At 70.5% G+C, this 17,179-nt stretch carries 14 protein-coding genes; 11 read left to right on the top strand and 3 right to left on the bottom strand.

Features of this window, described 5'->3' with window-relative positions; all coding sequences use genetic code 11:
- Nucleotides 1-144: 144 nt before the first annotated feature.
- The 4 genes from rplU to proB all read left to right on the top strand — a co-directional run bounded on the left by rplU (nt 145) and on the right by proB (nt 3,592).
- Nucleotides 145-456: a 50S ribosomal protein L21 gene (rplU, locus tag T333_RS17340; RefSeq protein ID WP_068065454.1), complete on the top strand. Its 312-nt coding sequence runs from the start codon at nt 145-147 to the stop codon at nt 454-456.
- A 22-nt stretch (nt 457-478) separates the two neighbouring features.
- Complete coding sequence (gene rpmA, locus T333_RS17335) at nt 479-745, top strand: 50S ribosomal protein L27 (protein ID WP_068065451.1); 267 nt, start codon at nt 479-481, stop codon at nt 743-745.
- Between the two features lie 140 nt (nt 746-885).
- Nucleotides 886-2,340 carry a GTPase ObgE gene (gene obgE, locus T333_RS17330; RefSeq protein ID WP_355000841.1) on the top strand — a complete coding sequence of 485 codons (1,455 nt, stop codon included), beginning with the start codon at nt 886-888 and terminating at the stop codon, nt 2,338-2,340.
- Between the two features lie 136 nt (nt 2,341-2,476).
- Nucleotides 2,477-3,592, top strand: a complete 1,116-nt coding sequence (gene proB / locus T333_RS17325; RefSeq protein WP_496425317.1) for a glutamate 5-kinase — start codon at nt 2,477-2,479, stop codon at nt 3,590-3,592.
- A 165-nt stretch (nt 3,593-3,757) separates the two neighbouring features.
- On the opposite strand, the gene T333_RS17320 is transcribed toward proB, so the two are convergent.
- The 3 genes from T333_RS17320 to T333_RS17310 all read right to left on the bottom strand — a co-directional run bounded on the left by T333_RS17320 (nt 3,758) and on the right by T333_RS17310 (nt 6,245).
- Entirely contained in the window at nt 3,758-5,077 is a 1,320-nt protein-coding gene (locus T333_RS17320) for a hypothetical protein (RefSeq protein WP_496425089.1), read from the bottom strand.
- A complete protein-coding gene (locus tag T333_RS17315) occupies nt 5,074-5,448 on the bottom strand; it encodes a hypothetical protein (RefSeq protein WP_355000839.1) in 375 nt (124 codons plus the stop codon). Before T333_RS17315 ends, T333_RS17320 begins: the two co-directional genes overlap by 4 nt.
- Before the next feature lie 83 nt (nt 5,449-5,531).
- On the bottom strand, nt 5,532-6,245 hold the full coding sequence (locus T333_RS17310) for an ESX secretion-associated protein EspG (RefSeq protein ID WP_355000838.1): 714 nt from the start codon (nt 6,243-6,245) through the stop codon (nt 5,532-5,534).
- A 219-nt stretch (nt 6,246-6,464) separates the two neighbouring features.
- Between T333_RS17310 and T333_RS17305 the strand changes: the two genes are divergently transcribed.
- From T333_RS17305 to T333_RS17275, 7 genes are read left to right on the top strand one after another with little or no spacing between them, the layout of a single operon-like run.
- Nucleotides 6,465-9,185 carry a phosphoenolpyruvate synthase gene (locus T333_RS17305; RefSeq protein ID WP_496425088.1) on the top strand — a complete coding sequence of 907 codons (2,721 nt, stop codon included), beginning with the start codon at nt 6,465-6,467 and terminating at the stop codon, nt 9,183-9,185.
- The gene (locus tag T333_RS17300) at nt 9,175-13,290 is read left to right on the top strand and encodes an AMP-binding protein (protein WP_496425087.1); all 4,116 of its coding nucleotides are present in this window, start codon (nt 9,175-9,177) and stop codon (nt 13,288-13,290) included. Before T333_RS17305 ends, T333_RS17300 begins: the two co-directional genes overlap by 11 nt.
- Nucleotides 13,287-13,556: an acyl carrier protein gene (locus T333_RS17295; protein ID WP_496425086.1), complete on the top strand. Its 270-nt coding sequence runs from the start codon at nt 13,287-13,289 to the stop codon at nt 13,554-13,556. The genes T333_RS17300 and T333_RS17295 overlap by 4 nt, the downstream gene beginning before the upstream one ends.
- Nucleotides 13,549-14,640 carry an SDR family oxidoreductase gene (locus T333_RS17290; protein WP_496425085.1) on the top strand — a complete coding sequence of 364 codons (1,092 nt, stop codon included), beginning with the start codon at nt 13,549-13,551 and terminating at the stop codon, nt 14,638-14,640. The genes T333_RS17295 and T333_RS17290 overlap by 8 nt, the downstream gene beginning before the upstream one ends.
- Complete coding sequence (locus T333_RS17285) at nt 14,637-15,563, top strand: nucleoside-diphosphate kinase (RefSeq protein WP_496425084.1); 927 nt, start codon at nt 14,637-14,639, stop codon at nt 15,561-15,563. Before T333_RS17290 ends, T333_RS17285 begins: the two co-directional genes overlap by 4 nt.
- Nucleotides 15,560-16,546, top strand: a complete 987-nt coding sequence (locus T333_RS17280; RefSeq protein ID WP_496425083.1) for a ScbA/BarX family gamma-butyrolactone biosynthesis protein — start codon at nt 15,560-15,562, stop codon at nt 16,544-16,546. The genes T333_RS17285 and T333_RS17280 overlap by 4 nt, the downstream gene beginning before the upstream one ends.
- Nucleotides 16,543-17,178 carry a nitroreductase family protein gene (locus T333_RS17275; protein ID WP_355000831.1) on the top strand — a complete coding sequence of 212 codons (636 nt, stop codon included), beginning with the start codon at nt 16,543-16,545 and terminating at the stop codon, nt 17,176-17,178. The genes T333_RS17280 and T333_RS17275 overlap by 4 nt, the downstream gene beginning before the upstream one ends.
- Nucleotide 17,179 lies beyond the last annotated feature (1 nt).

The following is a 17,179-nucleotide window of genomic DNA, read 5'->3' as shown; positions in this document are numbered from 1 at the left end:
TTGGACGGTCGCTGCCTGGCGATGCGCCCGAAGCTGCTGACGCAGCGAGGTATGCGCCCCGTGCAGCACCAGCCAAGAGAATTCACGTCGCGACTTGCGGCGTGAGTGAAGCACGAGAAGACATCGAGTGGAGGAAGCCGACCGATGGCAACGTACGCGATCGTCAAGACCGGCGGAAAGCAGTACAAGGTCGCGGTCGGTGACCTGGTGAAGGTCGAAAAGATCGAGGGTGCGCCGGGTTCCGCCGTCGAGCTCTCGCCCGTCCTCGTGGTGGACGGCGCCGAACTGACCACCGACGCGGCCAAGCTGGCCGAGCGTTCGGTGACCGCGGAGCTGGTCGAGCAGACCAAGGGCCCCAAGATCCGCATCCACAAGTTCAAGAACAAGACCGGCTACCACAAGCGCCAGGGTCACCGTCAGCCGCTGACGGTCCTGAAGGTCACCGGCATCAAGTAAGACATCCCGAGGAGACTCAGCTATGGCACACAAGAAGGGCGCGTCCAGCTCCCGGAACGGACGCGATTCCAACGCCCAGCGACTCGGCGTCAAGCGCTTCGGCGGCCAGACCGTCAAGGCCGGCGAGATCCTGGTGCGTCAGCGTGGCACCCACTTCCACCCCGGCGTGAACGTCGGTCGCGGTGGTGACGACACCCTGTTCGCCCTCGAGGCGGGCGCGGTCCAGTTCGGCACCAAGCGCGGCCGCAAGACCGTCAACATCGTCGTCCCGGAGCCGGTTCAGGCCTGACCGCCTAGCCGTCCAGACACAAGCCGAGCGGGTCAGGGTATGTCACCCTGGCCCGCTTTCGCGTTCTCGTGGCGGCGACCGCCGAAGAATCAGCGCGAGCCCTCGAAGAACGACCAGCCCAGAAGGAGGATGATTCGACCATGTCGAAATTCATCGACCGTGTCGTGCTGTACGTGCGTGCCGGGAAGGGCGGTCATGGGTGCGCGTCGGTGCACCGCGAGAAGTTCAAGCCGCTCGGCGGACCGGACGGCGGCAACGGCGGCAACGGCGGCGACGTCATCCTCGAGGTCGACGCGAACGTGCACACGCTGCTCGACTTCCACTTCCACCCGCACGCCAAGGCGGGCAACGGCAAGCCGGGCGAGGGCGGCAACCGGGACGGCAAGACCGGCGGCGACCTGTTGCTGAAGGTGCCCGACGGCACCGTCGTGCTGGGCAAGGACGGCGAGATCCTGGCCGACCTGGTCGGCGTGGGCAACCGCTATGTCGCCGCGCGCGGCGGACGCGGCGGACTCGGCAACGCGGCGTTGGCTTCGAAGGCGCGCAAGGCGCCCGGCTTCGCGCTGCTCGGCGAGGAGGGCGAGGAACGCGATCTCGTCCTGGAACTCAAGTCGGTCGCCGACGTCGGCCTGGTCGGCTTCCCGTCGGCGGGCAAGTCGTCGCTGGTCTCGGTGCTCTCCGCGGCCAAGCCGAAGATCGCCGACTACCCGTTCACCACGCTGGTGCCCAACCTCGGCGTGGTGGCCAGTGGCGACACCACCTTCACCATCGCCGACGTGCCCGGCCTGATCCCCGGCGCCAGCGAGGGCCGCGGCCTCGGCCTGGACTTCCTTCGCCACCTGGAGCGCTGCGCGGTGCTCGCCCACGTCGTCGACTGCGCGACCCTCGAACCGGGCCGCGATCCCGTCTCCGACGTCGACGCGCTCGAGGCCGAGCTTGCCGCGTACAAGCCCGCGCTCGCCGCCGACGCCGGTCTCGGTGATCTGGCCGACCGACCGCGCGTGGTGATCCTGAACAAGACCGACGTCCCCGACGGGGCCGAGCTGGCGGAGATGGTGACGCCCGAGTTCACCGCGCGCGGCTGGCCGGTCTTCGAGATCTCCGCGGTGAGCCGAGCGGGCTTGCGCCCTTTGACCTTCGCGCTCGCCGACCTGGTGCGCGAGTACCGCGAGGCGCACCCGAAGGCGGCGCCGAAGCGTCCGGTGATCCGGCCGATCGCGGTGGACGAGTCCGGCTTCAGCGTGATCGCCGATCCGGAGGAGCCGGGCGGCTTCATCGTGCGCGGCGCGCGCCCCGAGCGGTGGGTGCGCCAGACCCAGTTCGACAACGACGAGGCCGTCGGCTACCTGGCCGACCGGCTGGCCCGCCTCGGTGTCGAGGACGAGTTGGTGCGGCTCGGCGCCGAACCAGGCGCTCCGGTCACCATCGGCGACGTCAGCTTCGACTGGGAGCCGCAGATCTCGGCAGGCGTCGACCACGTGCCGACCGGGCGCGGCACCGATATCCGCCTGGAGCAGACCGACCGCGTCAGCGCCGCGGAGCGCAAGCACGCCTCGCGCGTGCGCCGCGGTCTGGTCACCGAGGACGAGGATTGATCGTGCAAACCGTTGCCGCCGAACGGTTTCGATCGTTCGGCGGCGGGTTCGGGCGGACGGCCCTTCGGACAGCACATTCGGTTGCGGTACAGGGAGTTCTGTTGTGACGCAGGTGAATTCGGGGCTAGCGGACGCGGTGTCGCCCGGCGGGCTCAGCGACGCGCGGCAGGCGATCGCCGCGGCGCGCAGCGTCGTGGTGAAGATCGGCTCGTCGGCGTTGACCAGCCTGAAGGGCGGTCTGGACACGACGCGGCTGGATCGGCTCGCCGACGCCGTCGAGGCCCGCATGCGCGCCGGTTCGGACGTGGTCGTCGTCTCGTCGGGCGCCATCGGTGCGGGTCTCGCGCCGCTCGGATTGTCCAGTCGCCCACGGGATCTGGCGACCAAGCAGGCGGCGGCGAGCGTCGGCCAGCTGGCGCTGGCGCACGCGTGGGGCACCTCCTTCGCCCGCTACGGACGTACGGTCGGCCAGGTGCTGCTCAGCGCCGACGACTTCTCCCGTCGTGAGCACCACCGCAACGCCCAGCGCACCCTGGACCGCCTGCGTTCGCTCGGCGCCGTCGCGGTGGTGAACGAGAACGACACGGTCGCCACCGAGGAGATCCGGTTCGGCGACAACGACCGGCTCGCGGCCCTCGTCGCGCACCTGGTCGGCGCGGACGCGCTGATCCTGCTCTCCGATGTGGAGGGCCTCTACGACGGCGACCCGCGCAAGGGCGCCGCCAACTTCATCCCCGAGGTCCGCAGCAGCGCCGACCTCGACGGCGTCATCGCGGGCAGCGGCGGCGCGCTCGGCACCGGCGGCATGGCCTCCAAGCTCTCGGCCGCACGACTGGCCGCCGACGCGGGGGTCCCCGTGCTGCTCGCGGCCGCCGAGGAGGCCGCCACCGCGCTCGCCTCCGGCACCGTCGGCACCGCGTTCGCCGCGCGCCCGGTTCGCCTGTCGGCCCGCAAGTTCTGGGTCCGCCACGCCGCCGACAGCCGCGGCGCGCTCGTCCTCGACGACGGCGCCGTGCAGGCCGTCGCCCACCGCCGCCGCTCCCTGCTCGCCGCGGGCATCACCGCCGTTCGCGGCCGCTTCTACGGCGGCGACGTGGTCGACCTCCTCGCCGCCGATCACCGCCTGATCGCCCGCGGCGTAGTCGAATACGACAGCACCGAACTCTCCACCATGCTCGGCCGCTCCACCACCGAACTACCGGACACCATGCAGCGCCCGGTGATTCACGCCGACGACTTGGTGAAGGTCTGAGTTTCCCGCGAGGCATGCAGCGCCACACACCGTTCGTACTCCTCACATAGGCAGCGGCTTTGTGAGGCGTGCAAGCGGTGTGTGGGACCTCGGTGGCGGTGGTCATGTTGGGGTGGCGAGTCTTTCGTGCGCGCCATCACTGGGGAGTGGTGTGGATCCGGCGCGCTAGCTGGTTGCGCCGGATTGGGGAACCACGCCCGGTTGGTCGGTGTGGGAGGAGCCTTGGTTCTGCCCCTCCGGGATGGGACCGGTGACGCCGGGCTGGCCGCCCGGGTCGGGGAGCGGTCCGGGTTCGCCGGGCGGCGGAGCCGGTTCCGGTGACGGCGGGGGAGGTGGTGCCTCCTGGGTCGGCGGGGGCGCAGGCATCTCTTGGGTGGGCGGGGGTGCCGGGGTTTCTTGGGTCGGTGGTGGTACTGGCGATTCTTGGGTGGGCGGGGGTGCCGGGGTCTCTTGCGTGGGTGGTGGCACCGGCGGCTCTTGGGTAGGTGCGGGCGTCTCCTGCGTGGGCGGAGGGACGTCCTGCGTCGGCGGCGCCTCGGTGGGCGACGGTGCCTCCTGGGTGGGCGGCGGTGTCGGAGCTTCCTCCGTGGGAGGCGGTGCGTCCGAGGTCGGTGGCGCCGGGGTCTCCGGGGTCGGCGAAGGCGTTTCCTGTGTCGGCGGCGCGGGGGTCTCCTGCGTGGGCGGAGGAGTCTCCTGGCTCGGCGGCGCGTCCGGGGTCGGCGGCACATCGGGTGTCGCGTCCGGGGTCGGTGCGGTGGGGGCGTGGGATTCCGGCGGCGACGGCTCCGGCGTGGCGTCGGTGGGTGGCTCCGGCGGCGAATCCCCGCCCGGCGGAACGTTTTCCGGCACGTTCGGCGAATTTCCCGTCGACCCGTTCGACCCATCGGGCCCGTACTTCGACGACCCATTCGGCGACTGCGGAATCGCCTCCGCGTCCGAAAGCGTCGACAGCACAGGCGGTTCCGGCAGCGCGGGCACGCCATTCCCCGCCATCGAATAGGCGGGCTTGTAGACCATGTTCATCGCGAGCACGGCTTCCTGCCGCAGCGCCTCCTGCGCCATCTGCGCGTCGATGACGTTCGCCGCCTCGAGCAGTTGGGCGATGGCGCCGATCGGACCCGAGCTGCCGGGCGGCACCACGGCCAGTTTGACCGCTTCGGCTGCCGCCGCGACCCCGCCGAGACGCGCGCCGACCTGGCCCATGACGGCGCTGAGTTCGTCGATGGACGCGGCGAAGCTGCGCGTGCTCGCGTAAGCGGCGTTCGCCGCCGCGCCTTCCCATTCCATGCCGTTCATGACGCGGTCCGCGCTGCCGCGGGTCAGCGGCATGGAGGTGGCCAGCGCGGCGGCGACCTCGAGCCAGGTGACCGAGGCGCGCAGGATCTCCCCGGCGTCGATCTGCTGGGTCTTGGCGTAGATCTCCTCGTGCGGCATCGACTCGAAGTGCTCCATCGAGTTGATGTAGGTGGGGTCGGTGCCGGTCATCGGGGCAGCCTCGTTTCCACCGCGCGCAGCGCGGCCGCGTTGGCGGCGTCGGCTTCTTCGTAGAGTCCGGCGCTGATCAGGAACGCTTCCTTCATGCGGTAGGCGGCCTCGATGTAGTGATCGAGCAGCGCCGCGGCGTCGCGCGCCTTGTGCCCGAATCCGGCCTGCAGTTGCTGCGCGGAGACGAAACCGCCGAATCCGTGCAACTCGGCTGCGGATTCGAGGCGCTGCTGCAGGTAGATCAGCCGGTCGGCCTGGTTCTCGTAGATCTCGGCGCACCGCCGCGCGGCGTCCGGATCGAACTTGACGGTGCCTGCCTGCGCTTCCTGCTTGAACCGCGCTATTTCGGCTCGGCTGCTCTCGATCGTCATGCGCACCCCCCGGGGATCGGTCGGTTGGCTTCAGCCTAATGGTTACAGCCGGACGGAGTCCGCCCAAAACCCGCGCATGGCGCTCACCTCGCCTGTGCCGGAATGCGTTTCTGGAGCTGGGCGGCGATCTGTTCGGGCGATGCGGGCACGATGTGCACGGTCTCGCCCGCTTTGATCAGGTACCGCCCGTCGCCCTGCACATCGATCCAGGTGTAGTGGATCGGCGGGACGGGTTCGTCCCGATCGAGCCGAGCTTCGATGCGTAGATGTCCCTCGGCGGTGTGCGGTTTGAGCAGCAGCCTGCGGATGGGGTTCGCGGCGGGCTGGGTGGCGACGACGGTCTCGGTGTCGCGGACCGCGGCGGCGCTCGCGGCGCGGGCCGGTTCGCGTCCGGCGGGTGTCTTCGGCAGCAGCGTGGCGATGCGGCTGCCCAGCTTGCTCGCGTGTCCGATCGAGATGCGCACCCGTCCGCCGAAATCGGGGCGGGTGCCGGGTTCCTGAATGGCGAGCACCGCGCGGTCGTATACCGCGCAGGCCAGTAGCCGCAGCTCGCTGTTCGGGATGTGCGCGCCGCCGATGGCGACGATCCTGGTGTGCGGTTCGGCGAGGATCCGCAGGCAGGCGGACAGGTCCGGGTCCGCGCCGAGCGGCAGGCGCTGAGTCAGCTGGGCGCGCAGCGCCTCGGCCTCGGCCTCGGTGCGCGGCGTCTCCAGGATGCGCAGCGGATAGGGGTGGCGATCCACCTGAGTTTCCCGCCAGACGTGGGCGAACTCGTCCGGGGTGAACGTCCAACCCACGCCGAATCACTCCTCACCGAACCCACCGAACTGCCCGCAGCATATCGGTGACCCTGGCCGCGCGACGAACTGTTCGAGAACTGGTACCACTGGATCAGGGGCTAACGCCGCGGCGACAACTCGGATATACCCAGACGAACCCTTGGTTCTCGCGCGGCTGTACGCGGGCCTGGAGTGCCCGGCTCCGACGCGTCGATCAGGGGCGATGGGAGAGATGCCGTGCAGGTACTCGGGACGTGGGACCAACCGGCGACGATCGCCGCGCTGGCGGGCGGCAAGGCGCGCGGCTTGCACGTCGTGCACAACGGAGGCTTCCGTGTTCCCGAGTGGGTCGCGCTCGGCACCGACGCGTTCGAGCGCTTCCTCGCCGAACACGGGTTGGCCGAGCGAGTTTCCGCGTTGGCTATGGCGGACGATCCGGACCGGGCGCTGGCGCTTGCCGCCGACCTGCGCGCCGCTATCGTATCCGCTCCGTTGCCCGCCGACCTGCGAGAACTCGTCGCCGACGGTTACGAACGGATCGGCGGTGGACCGATCGCCGTGCGCTCCTCGACGGTCGTGGAGGACGGCGCCGAACACTCCTACGCGGGACAGTTCGACTCCTTCCTCAACGTCAACGGCGTCGCGGCGGTCACCGACCGCGTGCGGGACTGCTGGGCCTCGGCGTTCTCCGAGCGGTCGATACGGTACGCCTTCGCGCGGTCGCGCCCGGTCGGCGGCGCGCCGGGCGTTGTGCTGCAACGGCTGATAGCCGCGCGGGCCAGCGGCGTGCTGTTCACCGCCGATCCCCGTACCGGTGCGTCCGATCGACTGGTGATCAGCGCGGTGTACGGGCTCGGTGAGGGGCTGGTGTCGGGCGCGGTGGACGCGGACACCGTCACCGTCGACAAGGCGACCGGCGTCGTGCTCGACACGATCGTCGGCGACAAGGACAGCAGCTACCACCCCGCCGCGGCGCAGGGCTGCGAGGTCGGCGAGGTAGCGGCGGCGCTGCGTGAACGGGCCGTGCTAGCCGACGACGAGATCGCCGAACTGGTCGATCTCGGTCGCAAGATCGGAATCGTCTGCGGCGCATCGCAAGACATCGAGTGGGCGCTGGACGACGTGGGACTGTGGATACTTCAGTCTCGCCCGATCACCACCGAGCCCGCACCGCCCGACGCGGCGGACGCGTCGTTGCGCGGGGCGGGTGAGACGCTCGCGCCCGGCGAACTGCGAATCTGGGACAACTCCAACATCATCGAGAGTTTCAGCGGCATCACCTCCCCGCTGACGTACACCACCGCGGTGGGCATCTATGGTCGCGTGTACCGCGGCTACGCCGCCTCGCTGCGCGTGCCGCCCGCCCAGCTGCGTCAGACCGACGCGTGGACTCCGGTGCTGCTCGGCTGGTTTCACGGCCGCGTGTACTACAACCTGCTGCACTGGTACCGGATGGTGGGCATCGCGCCGGGCTATCCGCTCAACCGCCGGGTGCTGGAGGCCGCGCTCGGCGTCGCCGAGCCGCTCCCCGATGACATCGCGAAGACATTGCGGCCCTTCACCTTCCGCAACCCGCTGGCCCGGCTGCGGTCCCGCGCGGTGACCACGGCCACCTACCTGCGGCGGCTGTTCGGCATCGACGCGATGGTCGAGGATTTCCTCGCCGACTTCTACCGCGTCTACGACGAGTACGACGGACTCGACTACACGTCGCTCTCCGGCGAACAGGCCTATGCCGCCTACCGCACGGTCGATCGCGATCTCGTCGAACGCTGGGGCCCGCTGATGGTGCTCGACGCGATCCTGCTGACCTGCACCGGCCTGCTCTACGCATTGACCAAGGCGCTGCTGCCGAACGCGCCGGAGTGGTTCCTGTACGCGGTCGTCGGTCCCGGCGCCGACGTCGAATCGGCCGAGCCCGCCCGGGCGATGACCGCGCTCGCCAAGACCGTGCGGGCGGATGCGGAGCTGACGGCGCTGGTGCACGCGACCGCGCCGGACCGGCTGTACGACGCCCTCGCCGACCATCCGAAGTTCCGCGCCGAGGTCGACGCCTACCTGGACAGCTACGGCTATCGCAGCCTGGACGAACTGAAGCTGGAGACGCCGGACCTGCGCGAGGACCCGTCGGGTCTGTTCATCATGCTGCGCAGCGCGCTCGGGCGGGTGCACGAGCAGGAAGCGCCATCCGACCGGCGCGACGAGGCCGAGGCCTACCTCGACGCCCACCTGCGCGGCCCGCGCCGTCGCGTCTACGAACGTCTGCGCGCCAAGGTATCTCGGTGCGCCGCGCACCGCGAGCGCCTGCGGTTCTGCCGCACCAGGGCCTTCGGCATGGTGAAGCGGATGATCCGGGCGATGGGCCGGGACCTCGTTCAGCGCGGCGTGCTCGACGAATTCGCCGACGTGTTCTATCTGACCGTTGACGAACTGCGCGGCTGCTACGAGGGCGCCGACACCGAGCCGCTGCGCGCGCTGGTCGCCGCGCGCAAGGCGCAGCGCGCCGCCGACGCCGATCTGGTCGCGCCCGCCCGGTTCGTCACCCGGGGCGGGACGTTCGGGCGCGCGGAACTGGCCGCGCAGGGCTGGGTGCCGGTCGGCGAGACGCCCGCGGCGACCGTCGGCACCGTGCTCGGCGGTACACCGTCGGCGGCGGGGATCGTGGAGGGCGAGGCGGTGGTCGTGAGCGAGCCGAACGATGTCGCGGGCGGCATCCTGGTGGCCTACCGCACCGACCCGGGGTGGGTCGCGGCGCTGCCCTCGGCTTCCGCGCTGGTGATCGAACGCGGTAGCCCGCTCACGCACGTGGCGATCGTGGCCCGCGAGCTCGGCGTGCCGACGGTCGTTCAGGTCAAGGACGTCACGAAGAAAATACGGACCAGTATGCGAATTCGGGTGGACGGAACGGCCGGAACGGTTACTGTGCTGTCCGAAGGAGTTGACCGCGATGGCACCTGACAAAGACGTTGCGGCCGTGCGAGATTGGCTCCTGCGCCCGGCGCGGGAGACCGGCATTCACCTGGCCGCCGAGGTCGACGGCTGGGAGTTCCGCAGCTATCGGGAACTGGCCGAGCAGTCCTGGTCCATCGCCGCGCTGATGCGCGAGCACGGACTCACCGACGGTGCGGGCGCGTGCGTCGTCATGCCCACCGGATTCGCCTGCACCGCGGCGTTCTACGCGGTGTGGGCCTGCGGCGGGGTGTTCACCCCCATCGCGCCGCCGATGTTCGGCGACCTCGACCAGATCGTCGCGCATATCGCCGCGATCCTGACCGCCGCCGCGCCGCGGCTGGTGGTCACCGCACCGGAATTCGAGGATCTGGTACGCCGGGCGGCGGTGGCGGCAGGGCGGCGCGACGAGCCGCTGGTCATCGGCGCCGACATACCGCAGCCACCCGCCGAGCGCGAACTCGGCGCGCCCGCGGATTGCGCACTGCTGCAATTCACCTCCGGCTCGACGGGGACGCCACGGGGTGTGCGGGTCAGCTGGCGCAACCTGGCCAACAACATCGCCATGATCTCCGGACTCATCGATTGGCGCCCCGGCGAGGCCATGGTGTCGTGGTTGCCGCTCTATCACGACATGGGCCTGGTCGGCGCGTTCCTGACGACCGTCACGAACCAGGGCGATCTCTACCTGATGCGGCCGGACCAGTTCGTCCGCGACCCGGCGCGCTGGCTGCGCGCGATGGCCTCGGCCCAGCACTCGCCGTCGCCCTCGTTCGCGCTGGGCTATGTGGCGCACCGGGTCCGACCGGAGGAGATCGCCGATCTGGATCTGTCCGGCTGGCGCACCCTCGCCGTTGGCTCCGAGCCGGTGGAGGTCGCCGACCTTCAGGCGTTCGCCGAGCTCACCGGACCGCGCGGCTTCTCGATGGACGCCTACACGCTGGCCTACGGCTTGGCCGAGGCCACGCTGATGGTGACGTCCTCGGCCCGGCGGCGGCCGATCACCGCGCTGCGCCTGGACACGCCGAACCTGCGCTTCGGTCATCCGGTCGGAGTGCTGGCCGAGGCGCGGCTGGACGACACCCACCGCGTCGACGGCGCGGGCTGGATCACCGGACTCGGCTACTCGACGCCGGAATCGACCGTCCGCGTGGTCGACGAAGATGGGCGCGAGCTGCCCGACGGTGTGCTCGGCGAACTGGTGGTCGTCGGCGACTCCGTCGCCATGGGTTACACCGGTGCCGACGACGGCGGCGCGACCCGAATCGTGGACGGCGAGCTCTACACGGGAGACGCTGGATTCCTGTACCACGACGAGGTTTTCGTGCTCGGCAGGATGGGCTCCAGCCTCAAGGTGCGCGGCCGCTCGGTGTACATGGAAGACGTCGAATCCCGGGTGGCCGGTGAGACCGGCCTGACCAAAGGCAAATTGGCCGCCGTCGCACTCACCGACGTAGGCGCGCCGGGCATCGCGCTGTTCGCCGAAGCACGGCCCGGCGCGTGGATAGCGCAGGCGCGCAAGGTGATACGCGGTGAACTGGGTCCCGCGGCCGCGATCGCCATCGTCACCGGCCCGCGCGGCACCATCCGCCGTACGTCCAGCGGCAAGCCGCGCCGCCGCCATCTGTGGCAGCTGTTCCGGGACGGCGGACTCGTCGGGGTGCAGGTGCACGAGGCGGACGGAACAACCGCGCTGACCGCCGGTTCGCGCACGACGGAGACGGGCGGACAAGCGCTCGGCCGTACCGAGTTCCGGCCCGCCGCAGCAGCGGACCGCCGGAGACCGGTGGACATGGGCGACCCTGTCGCGATGCCCGCGCGCGATGGCCGAGGCTCCGGTGACGTGATCCCCTCGGGCGATGGCCCGGTGGTTTCGAGTGCTGACGGGGTGGTTTCCGTCGGCGACGCGGTCGCGCTGGGCGGCCCGCGAAACACGGAGCCGAAATCCGTTGCCGCCGAGGAAGGCCGATCCCCAGGCGCGGACGGCCGATCCCCAGGCGCCCCGCCTGCGGTGGGCGCGGACCGCCGGGAAACGGTTCACTCGGTCGACCCGGTCTCGGAGCTGTCCCGCGTCGGCCTTGGCTCGGAGGGCGACGCGCTGGCCTGGGGTGGGCCGCGAAACACGGTGTCGGGATCCGCTGCGGCCGAAGAAGGCCGATCCGCGGGGGACGGCCAGGGCTCCCGTCCGATGGCGTTGGACGGCTCGCGATCGACGGCGTCACCCCGCGCCGAGAACGATCGACCGGTGCCGGATACGCCGGTGCCCGCTCTGCCGATCGAGCGTGTGCGCAGACTCCTCGAAGTGTCACTGGAAACCGTTGTGCTCCATCCTGATTCGGCAGTCCTGTTCGAAGGCTCACTGGCGGAGGGCTTCGGTAACGAGGGTTCCGATGTAGATTTCCTTGCCGTCGTCCCCGGCGCCGAAGAACTCCCGACCCTCCCGACGGTCCTGTTCATCGACGGCCGTCGGGTGGAGGTCCGCACCCGCTCGGTGGCCCAGCTGCGCCGCCAGCTCGAGCGGGCGGCACGAGGCGTTCCCGCCGAGCTGGACGAGGACCTGCTCAACCGCTGCCAGCGCTTCCTGCGCGCCACTGTGGTCCGGCCTGGCGCGGTGGATATCGACGGCTTGCGCGCTCTGCTCCCGCACGACGACTTCCGAACCCTGATGGCAGAGTGGTGGACGGCTCGCGCGGTCCAGGCGCTGCGCTACGCGGTGGCGCTGCGTGCGCTGAGTGCCGCCGACGAGGCGAGCGAGTGGGCCCGCGACGGACTGCTGCAAGCCGTGAAGGCGTGGGCGGCCCGCCGTGGCGAGACCTACCTCGAGACCAAATGGCTGCCGCGCCAACTCGATCGGATCGGCGGCCACGACGTCATCGACCGTTACCGCGAGCTGAGCGATCCCGCAGCCTGGACGTTCGAAAGCCCGCAGGGGTTCGACGGCGACGCCTCGACCGAGCCGACGACCAATGGACACCGCCGCGGGAAGCCGATGGCGGTCCTGGAACCGTTGTCCGACAGAACATCCGGATCATCACCGACCCCTTCGCGCCTCGACGCCTCCGCCTTCCTCCCGGATACCCAGGCCCGCCGCTTGGCCGAAGACACCACCTGGCGACAACTCTGGCGACTCGTCGCCGATCTCGGCATCGAGGACACGACCGACGACCCACACCGCATCCTGTTCGCCCGCCGCCCGGCCGTGACGACCTGGACCATCGGCGGCCGCATCCACGTCGTGCGCGACGATCGCGACGTCTTCGCGCTCTCGGACACCGCCGCCCGCGCCTGGCGATCGGTGGTCTTCAAGCACTCCGTGCGCGACGTGCTCGCCCGAGCTCCGCGCGACATCGCCACGGAGCTGGCGGAATTCGTGCGCCTCGGACTCGTCGGCTTGCAGTGGCGGGATGCGGGCGCGATCGAACCAGCGCTCGCCATGTGCAAGCCCGTCGCGCCCTACACGCCGGTGCCGAGCGCGTGCAGTCCCGCGCTCGGTCTGGCCGGCGCGGCTCGCGACGACGCGATCGCGACCCTCGCACCGCTGCCCGCGCGTCGCTTCACCGAGTGCGCGCTGCACCTGGTCTGGTCGAACATCGTGCTGGAGAACGCCAGGGAAGATCTGGCGGGCGCGGTGAAGAACGGTCAAGGCGGCGTCGCCGACATCGCCGCGCACCGGTTGATCGCCATGGCGGTGCGAGTATTGCTGTCCGCCTTCGGTATCCACCCGCTGCCCGCCGACGTGGCGCCGTCCGCCACGGTCGCGCGACTGCTGCCGCCCGGCGCGTGGCGGCGCGCGGAGGTGCTCGCGCAGCTGGACGCCGCACGCGGGGTGCGGTTCTCGGAACCGCTCGGCCGCGGCGGCGACACCCTCGCCGGACTCGCGGTCCTCGACGACTTCGTCGCCTTGGTGCGCACCGTAGCGGGCGGCGCCGACGCGGCGCTCGTCTTCCCCGCCTCGTTCGACTCGCGTGAGCAGTGGCGGCGCACCCTGGCGATCGGCTACGACTGGCTGCGCCTCGCCGCTTATCTCGACACCGACCTGCCGCTGGACGAAGCCCGCGACCTGCTCACCACCGGTGGCCACCAGCCCCATCTCCGGGAAAGCGAACCGTCATGACCGCCGCCGCCGACACCACCCTCGCCGCCCGGGTGCGGCGCCTCGTCCAGGCCATGGCGCCGGAACCGCCCGTCGACCTGGCCGACGAGCACCGCCTCGTGGAGGATCTGGGCTTCGACTCGCTGCGTCTGATGGAGCTGACCGTGGCGCTCGAGCGGGCATTCGAGCTACCGAGGCAACGGCCGGAGGACCTGGTCGGGATCCGCCGGGTCGGCGAGGTGATCGCGCTGGTCGGCAATGGCATGCGGGGGAGCGATCATGTGTGAGCGCGAGACCGTGCTGGTCACCGGGGCGACCGGACTGGTCGGCGCGGAAGTGGTCGCTCGGTTGTCCGCGGCGAGCAGGCCCGTCGCCGCGGTGCTGCACAGCAACGCCGACATCGTGCGCAACGACGGCACGGTGCTGGAGGCGGGCACGCCCGTGGCCGGGGACATCCGCCGCCCCGGATTCGGCCTCTCGGCGCGCGACAGCGAAGATCTCGCCGAGCGGGTCGGCGTGATCGTGCACTGCGCCGCCACCACCGCATTCGACGCCGCCGACGCCGACTACGTCGAACTCAACGTGCGCGGCACCGAGCACGCGATCGCGCTCGCGCTGGCGTGGGATGTGCCGCTGGTGCACGTCAGCACCGCCTATGTGTGCGGCATGCGCGGCGGCACGATCGGCGAAGACGAACTCGACGCTGGTCAGTCGTTCGGAAATCGCTACGAGCGCAGTAAGTTCCGCGCCGAACAGCTCGTGCACGCGGCGGGCGAGCGTGGATTGCGGTGGGCCATCGTGCGGCCCGGCATCGTCACCGGCCACGCGGCCACCGGTGAGATCCGCGAATACAAGAACCTGTACACCGTCGTGAAGTTGATGGTCGAGGGCAAGTTGCGGAACCTGCCCGGCCGCTACGACGCCACCCTCGCGCTGGCCCCGGTCGACCACGTGGCCGATGTGATCGCCGCGGCTGTCTTGGATTTCGACTCGGCGGACTTCCGCACGCTGCACGCGCTCGGCCGGGACGCGCTCTCGCTGCGCGAGGTGTCCGACGTGCTCGCCGAGTATCCGTCGTTCGAGGTGGCGACCTTCGTACCGAAATCCACCTTCGCCGAGTCGGATCTGGATCCGGTCGAGCGCGAGTACTACCGCCGGATCGGCGCGCTCTACACCAGCTATTTCGAGCGCCGCCTCGACTTCGACACCACGCGCGCCCAGATACTGCTCGGCCGCCCGGCGCCGCCCACCGGCAAGGACTACCTGCGCCTGCTGCTGGACTACTGCCTGGAATCCGGCTACCTCGGCGTTCCGCTGCCCTCGATCGCTGAAGTCCTGGCCGCCAATGGTTTCGACGGGGCGATCCGATGACGGCGACGCCAGCGGAACAGAGTGGCGCGTCGCTGCACGCGCTGTTGGACCGCCTGACACCCGCCGCCGCGAAGATCGATGCCTACGCGGACGACACCTACGTGCAGGAGGCCGTCGACCAGCTCGAGCGGCTCGGCATCGATCCCGTCGCCTTCGCCAGGCAGCATTCGCTGCTGCTGCTGAAGCCGGACGCGATCGTGGCGCGCGCCGTCGAGCCGACACTGCAATGGTTGCCCGCCAATGGATTTCGCGTGGTAGCCGCGCACCGGATGCGAGTGAACCGGCACCTGGTGCGCGCGCTGTGGTACTTCGCGTGGAACATCGCCTCGCCGGAACGAAGGCGCCTCGCCGACCTGCTCGTCGACATCTCCGATGTGCTGGTGCTCGTCGTGCACGGCGCCGACGACGCGCTGCCGGTGCCGATCCGCCTCACCGAGGCCAAGGGCGCCACCGACCCGCGCAAGCGCAACCCGGGCGAACTGCGCTACGTGCTCGGCAGGCACAACTTCTTGCTGAACCTGGTGCACTCGCCCGACGACCCGGCTGACGTGCTGCGCGAACTGGCCATCTACTTCGACGAAGACACCCGCGCCCACCTGCTCGCGCAGGTGACGGCGGGACTGGATCGCACGGCGGCGGTCAGCGCGTTGGCGGCCGACCTGTACGCGCGGGTCCCGGCCCGCAGCTTCGACCGGGACGACGCGCTGCGCACCGTTCTGGCCGATCTGCGCCGCGCCGGAATCGACGCGGCGGAGGACGCGGACGGCGCGCGGCTGCTGTACTCGGCATGGGCTGCGGCCGCGGAGCTGGATCCCTGGTCGGTCTTGGTGCTCGGGTCTTATGTGCTTCCGATGCGGGTCGGTACGCGGTCGCAGACGCTGCCGCCGGTCGCCGCGCGAGAATGGTTGGAGGGCCGATCGTGACAACACACGCGGCAGTCGAGAAGACCGCCACGCACAACCGCACCATTCCCAGGCAGTTGGCGCACCGCTGCGCGGTCTCGGAGGTATTCGTCACCTCGCTGGACACCCTCGGGCCCGACGCGTTCCTGGTCGGCGCCCAGCTGCCGCGCATGCACGCCTATTACGGTGACCACGCCGGATCGCTAGGCCTGCGCCACGATCCGCTGCTGGTGATGGAGGCCGCGCGGCAGGCGGCGATCTCGGTCACCCACGAGTTCTACGGTGTGCCGGAGAATATGGCGTTCATCGTGCGAACGTTCAACGGCACCGGCTCGGACACCCCGGCGTGGGAGACCGGTATCGCCCCCGCCGATCTCGTGATGCACGTGCGGGTTCCGCGCAGGCACCGCCGCGGTGAGACGCTCCATGGCCTGGACATGGTGCTGGAGATCTTCTCCGGCGGCGAGGCGATGCTCACCGTCGACGGGTCCTTCTCCTGGACCACGCCGCGGCAGTGGACCGGGTTGCGCGATCAGTTCCGGAAAAGTCTGGGACTCGGCGCTTTCCACGGTGCGTCGGCCCTCGGCGAGCGCGCCGATGCGGCGGCGGTCGGCCGGGAGAACTGGCGCAACGTCGTGATCGCGCCGCCGGACACGGACGGTCGCGTCGCCCGTGCCGCACTGGTCCCCGACCTGTCCCACCCTTTCCTGTTCGATCACCAGCTCGACCACGTGCCGGGCAGCCTGCTGATCGAGGCGTGCAGACAGACCGCGCTGAGCATGGTCCTGCGCGATCTGCCCCGATTGGTCTGCGTGGCAAGCACCTTCGACCGGTTCGTGGAACTGGATCTGCCCGCAGAGTGCGTCGCCGAGATCACCGAACCCGGACTCGACACCACCGTCGTGCACTGCGAGATCCACCAGGCGGGCGCTGTCGCGGCGCGCCTGGATCTCGAATTCGACGTGGACGCTTTGGATTCCGAGACCATCGCCGAATCCCGATGACCGCCGACCCGATGACCGCCGCCGAGCTGCTTCGGACGACCCGCGCGTTCCGCAGACGGCTGGATCTCACCCGCCCCGTCGACCGCGCGGAGCTGCTCGGCTGCCTCGACACCGCCGTGCACGCGCCAAGCGGCACCAACCGACAGCCGTGGCGCTTCCTGGTCGTGCAGGACCAGCGCGCCCGGCAGCAGATCGCGGAGTACTACCGCAAGGGTTTCGCGGCGTACCTGTCCGCTCGCACACCGCGACCCGATCAGCTCGGAGATCTCGCCTCCGGCCGGTATCTGGCCGAGCGTATGCACGAGGTGCCCGCGCTGGTGCTGGTCTGTTCGCTCGGCCGCCCACCCGCGACCGGTTCGGCCCTGCACCTGGCGAGCTACTACGGCTCCGTCTATCCGGCTGTCTGGAGCTTCCTGCTCGCCCTGCACGAGCGCGGGCTCGGCGGCACCATGACGACCGCTCACCTGGCCTACGAGCGCGAAGTGGCCGACCTGCTCGGGATTCCGTTCGAGGAGGTCGCCCAGGTCGCGCTGGTTCCGGTCGCGCACCTGCGGCCGGGTCCGTCGAAGGCGGCGCCGCGCAGGCTGCCCGCCGCCGAGGTCACCGCGTGGGAACGGTGGGGCGGGTTATGAG

The sequence above is a fragment of the Nocardia sp. CNS-044 genome (assembly GCF_059570515.1).
This window is presented reverse-complemented; position numbering and strand designations above follow the sequence as displayed.

What these genes read in the sequence shown, in the direction of transcription:
- T333_RS17315 (WP_355000839.1), bottom strand. Translation starts at nt 5,448, where the DNA reads ATGACGATCGAGAGCAGCCGAGCCGAAATAGCGCGGTTCAAGCAGGAA.
- T333_RS17290 (WP_496425085.1), top strand. Translation starts at nt 13,549, where the DNA reads ATGTGTGAGCGCGAGACCGTGCTGGTCACCGGGGCGACCGGACTGGTC.
- T333_RS17275 (WP_355000831.1), top strand. Translation starts at nt 16,543, where the DNA reads ATGACCGCCGACCCGATGACCGCCGCCGAGCTGCTTCGGACGACCCGC.
- obgE (WP_355000841.1), top strand. Translation starts at nt 886, where the DNA reads ATGTCGAAATTCATCGACCGTGTCGTGCTGTACGTGCGTGCCGGGAAG.
- rpmA (WP_068065451.1), top strand. Translation starts at nt 479, where the DNA reads ATGGCACACAAGAAGGGCGCGTCCAGCTCCCGGAACGGACGCGATTCC.
- rplU (WP_068065454.1), top strand. Translation starts at nt 145, where the DNA reads ATGGCAACGTACGCGATCGTCAAGACCGGCGGAAAGCAGTACAAGGTC.
- T333_RS17300 (WP_496425087.1), top strand. Translation starts at nt 9,175, where the DNA reads ATGGCACCTGACAAAGACGTTGCGGCCGTGCGAGATTGGCTCCTGCGC.
- T333_RS17320 (WP_496425089.1), bottom strand. Translation starts at nt 5,077, where the DNA reads ATGACCGGCACCGACCCCACCTACATCAACTCGATGGAGCACTTCGAG.
- T333_RS17285 (WP_496425084.1), top strand. Translation starts at nt 14,637, where the DNA reads ATGACGGCGACGCCAGCGGAACAGAGTGGCGCGTCGCTGCACGCGCTG.
- T333_RS17295 (WP_496425086.1), top strand. Translation starts at nt 13,287, where the DNA reads ATGACCGCCGCCGCCGACACCACCCTCGCCGCCCGGGTGCGGCGCCTC.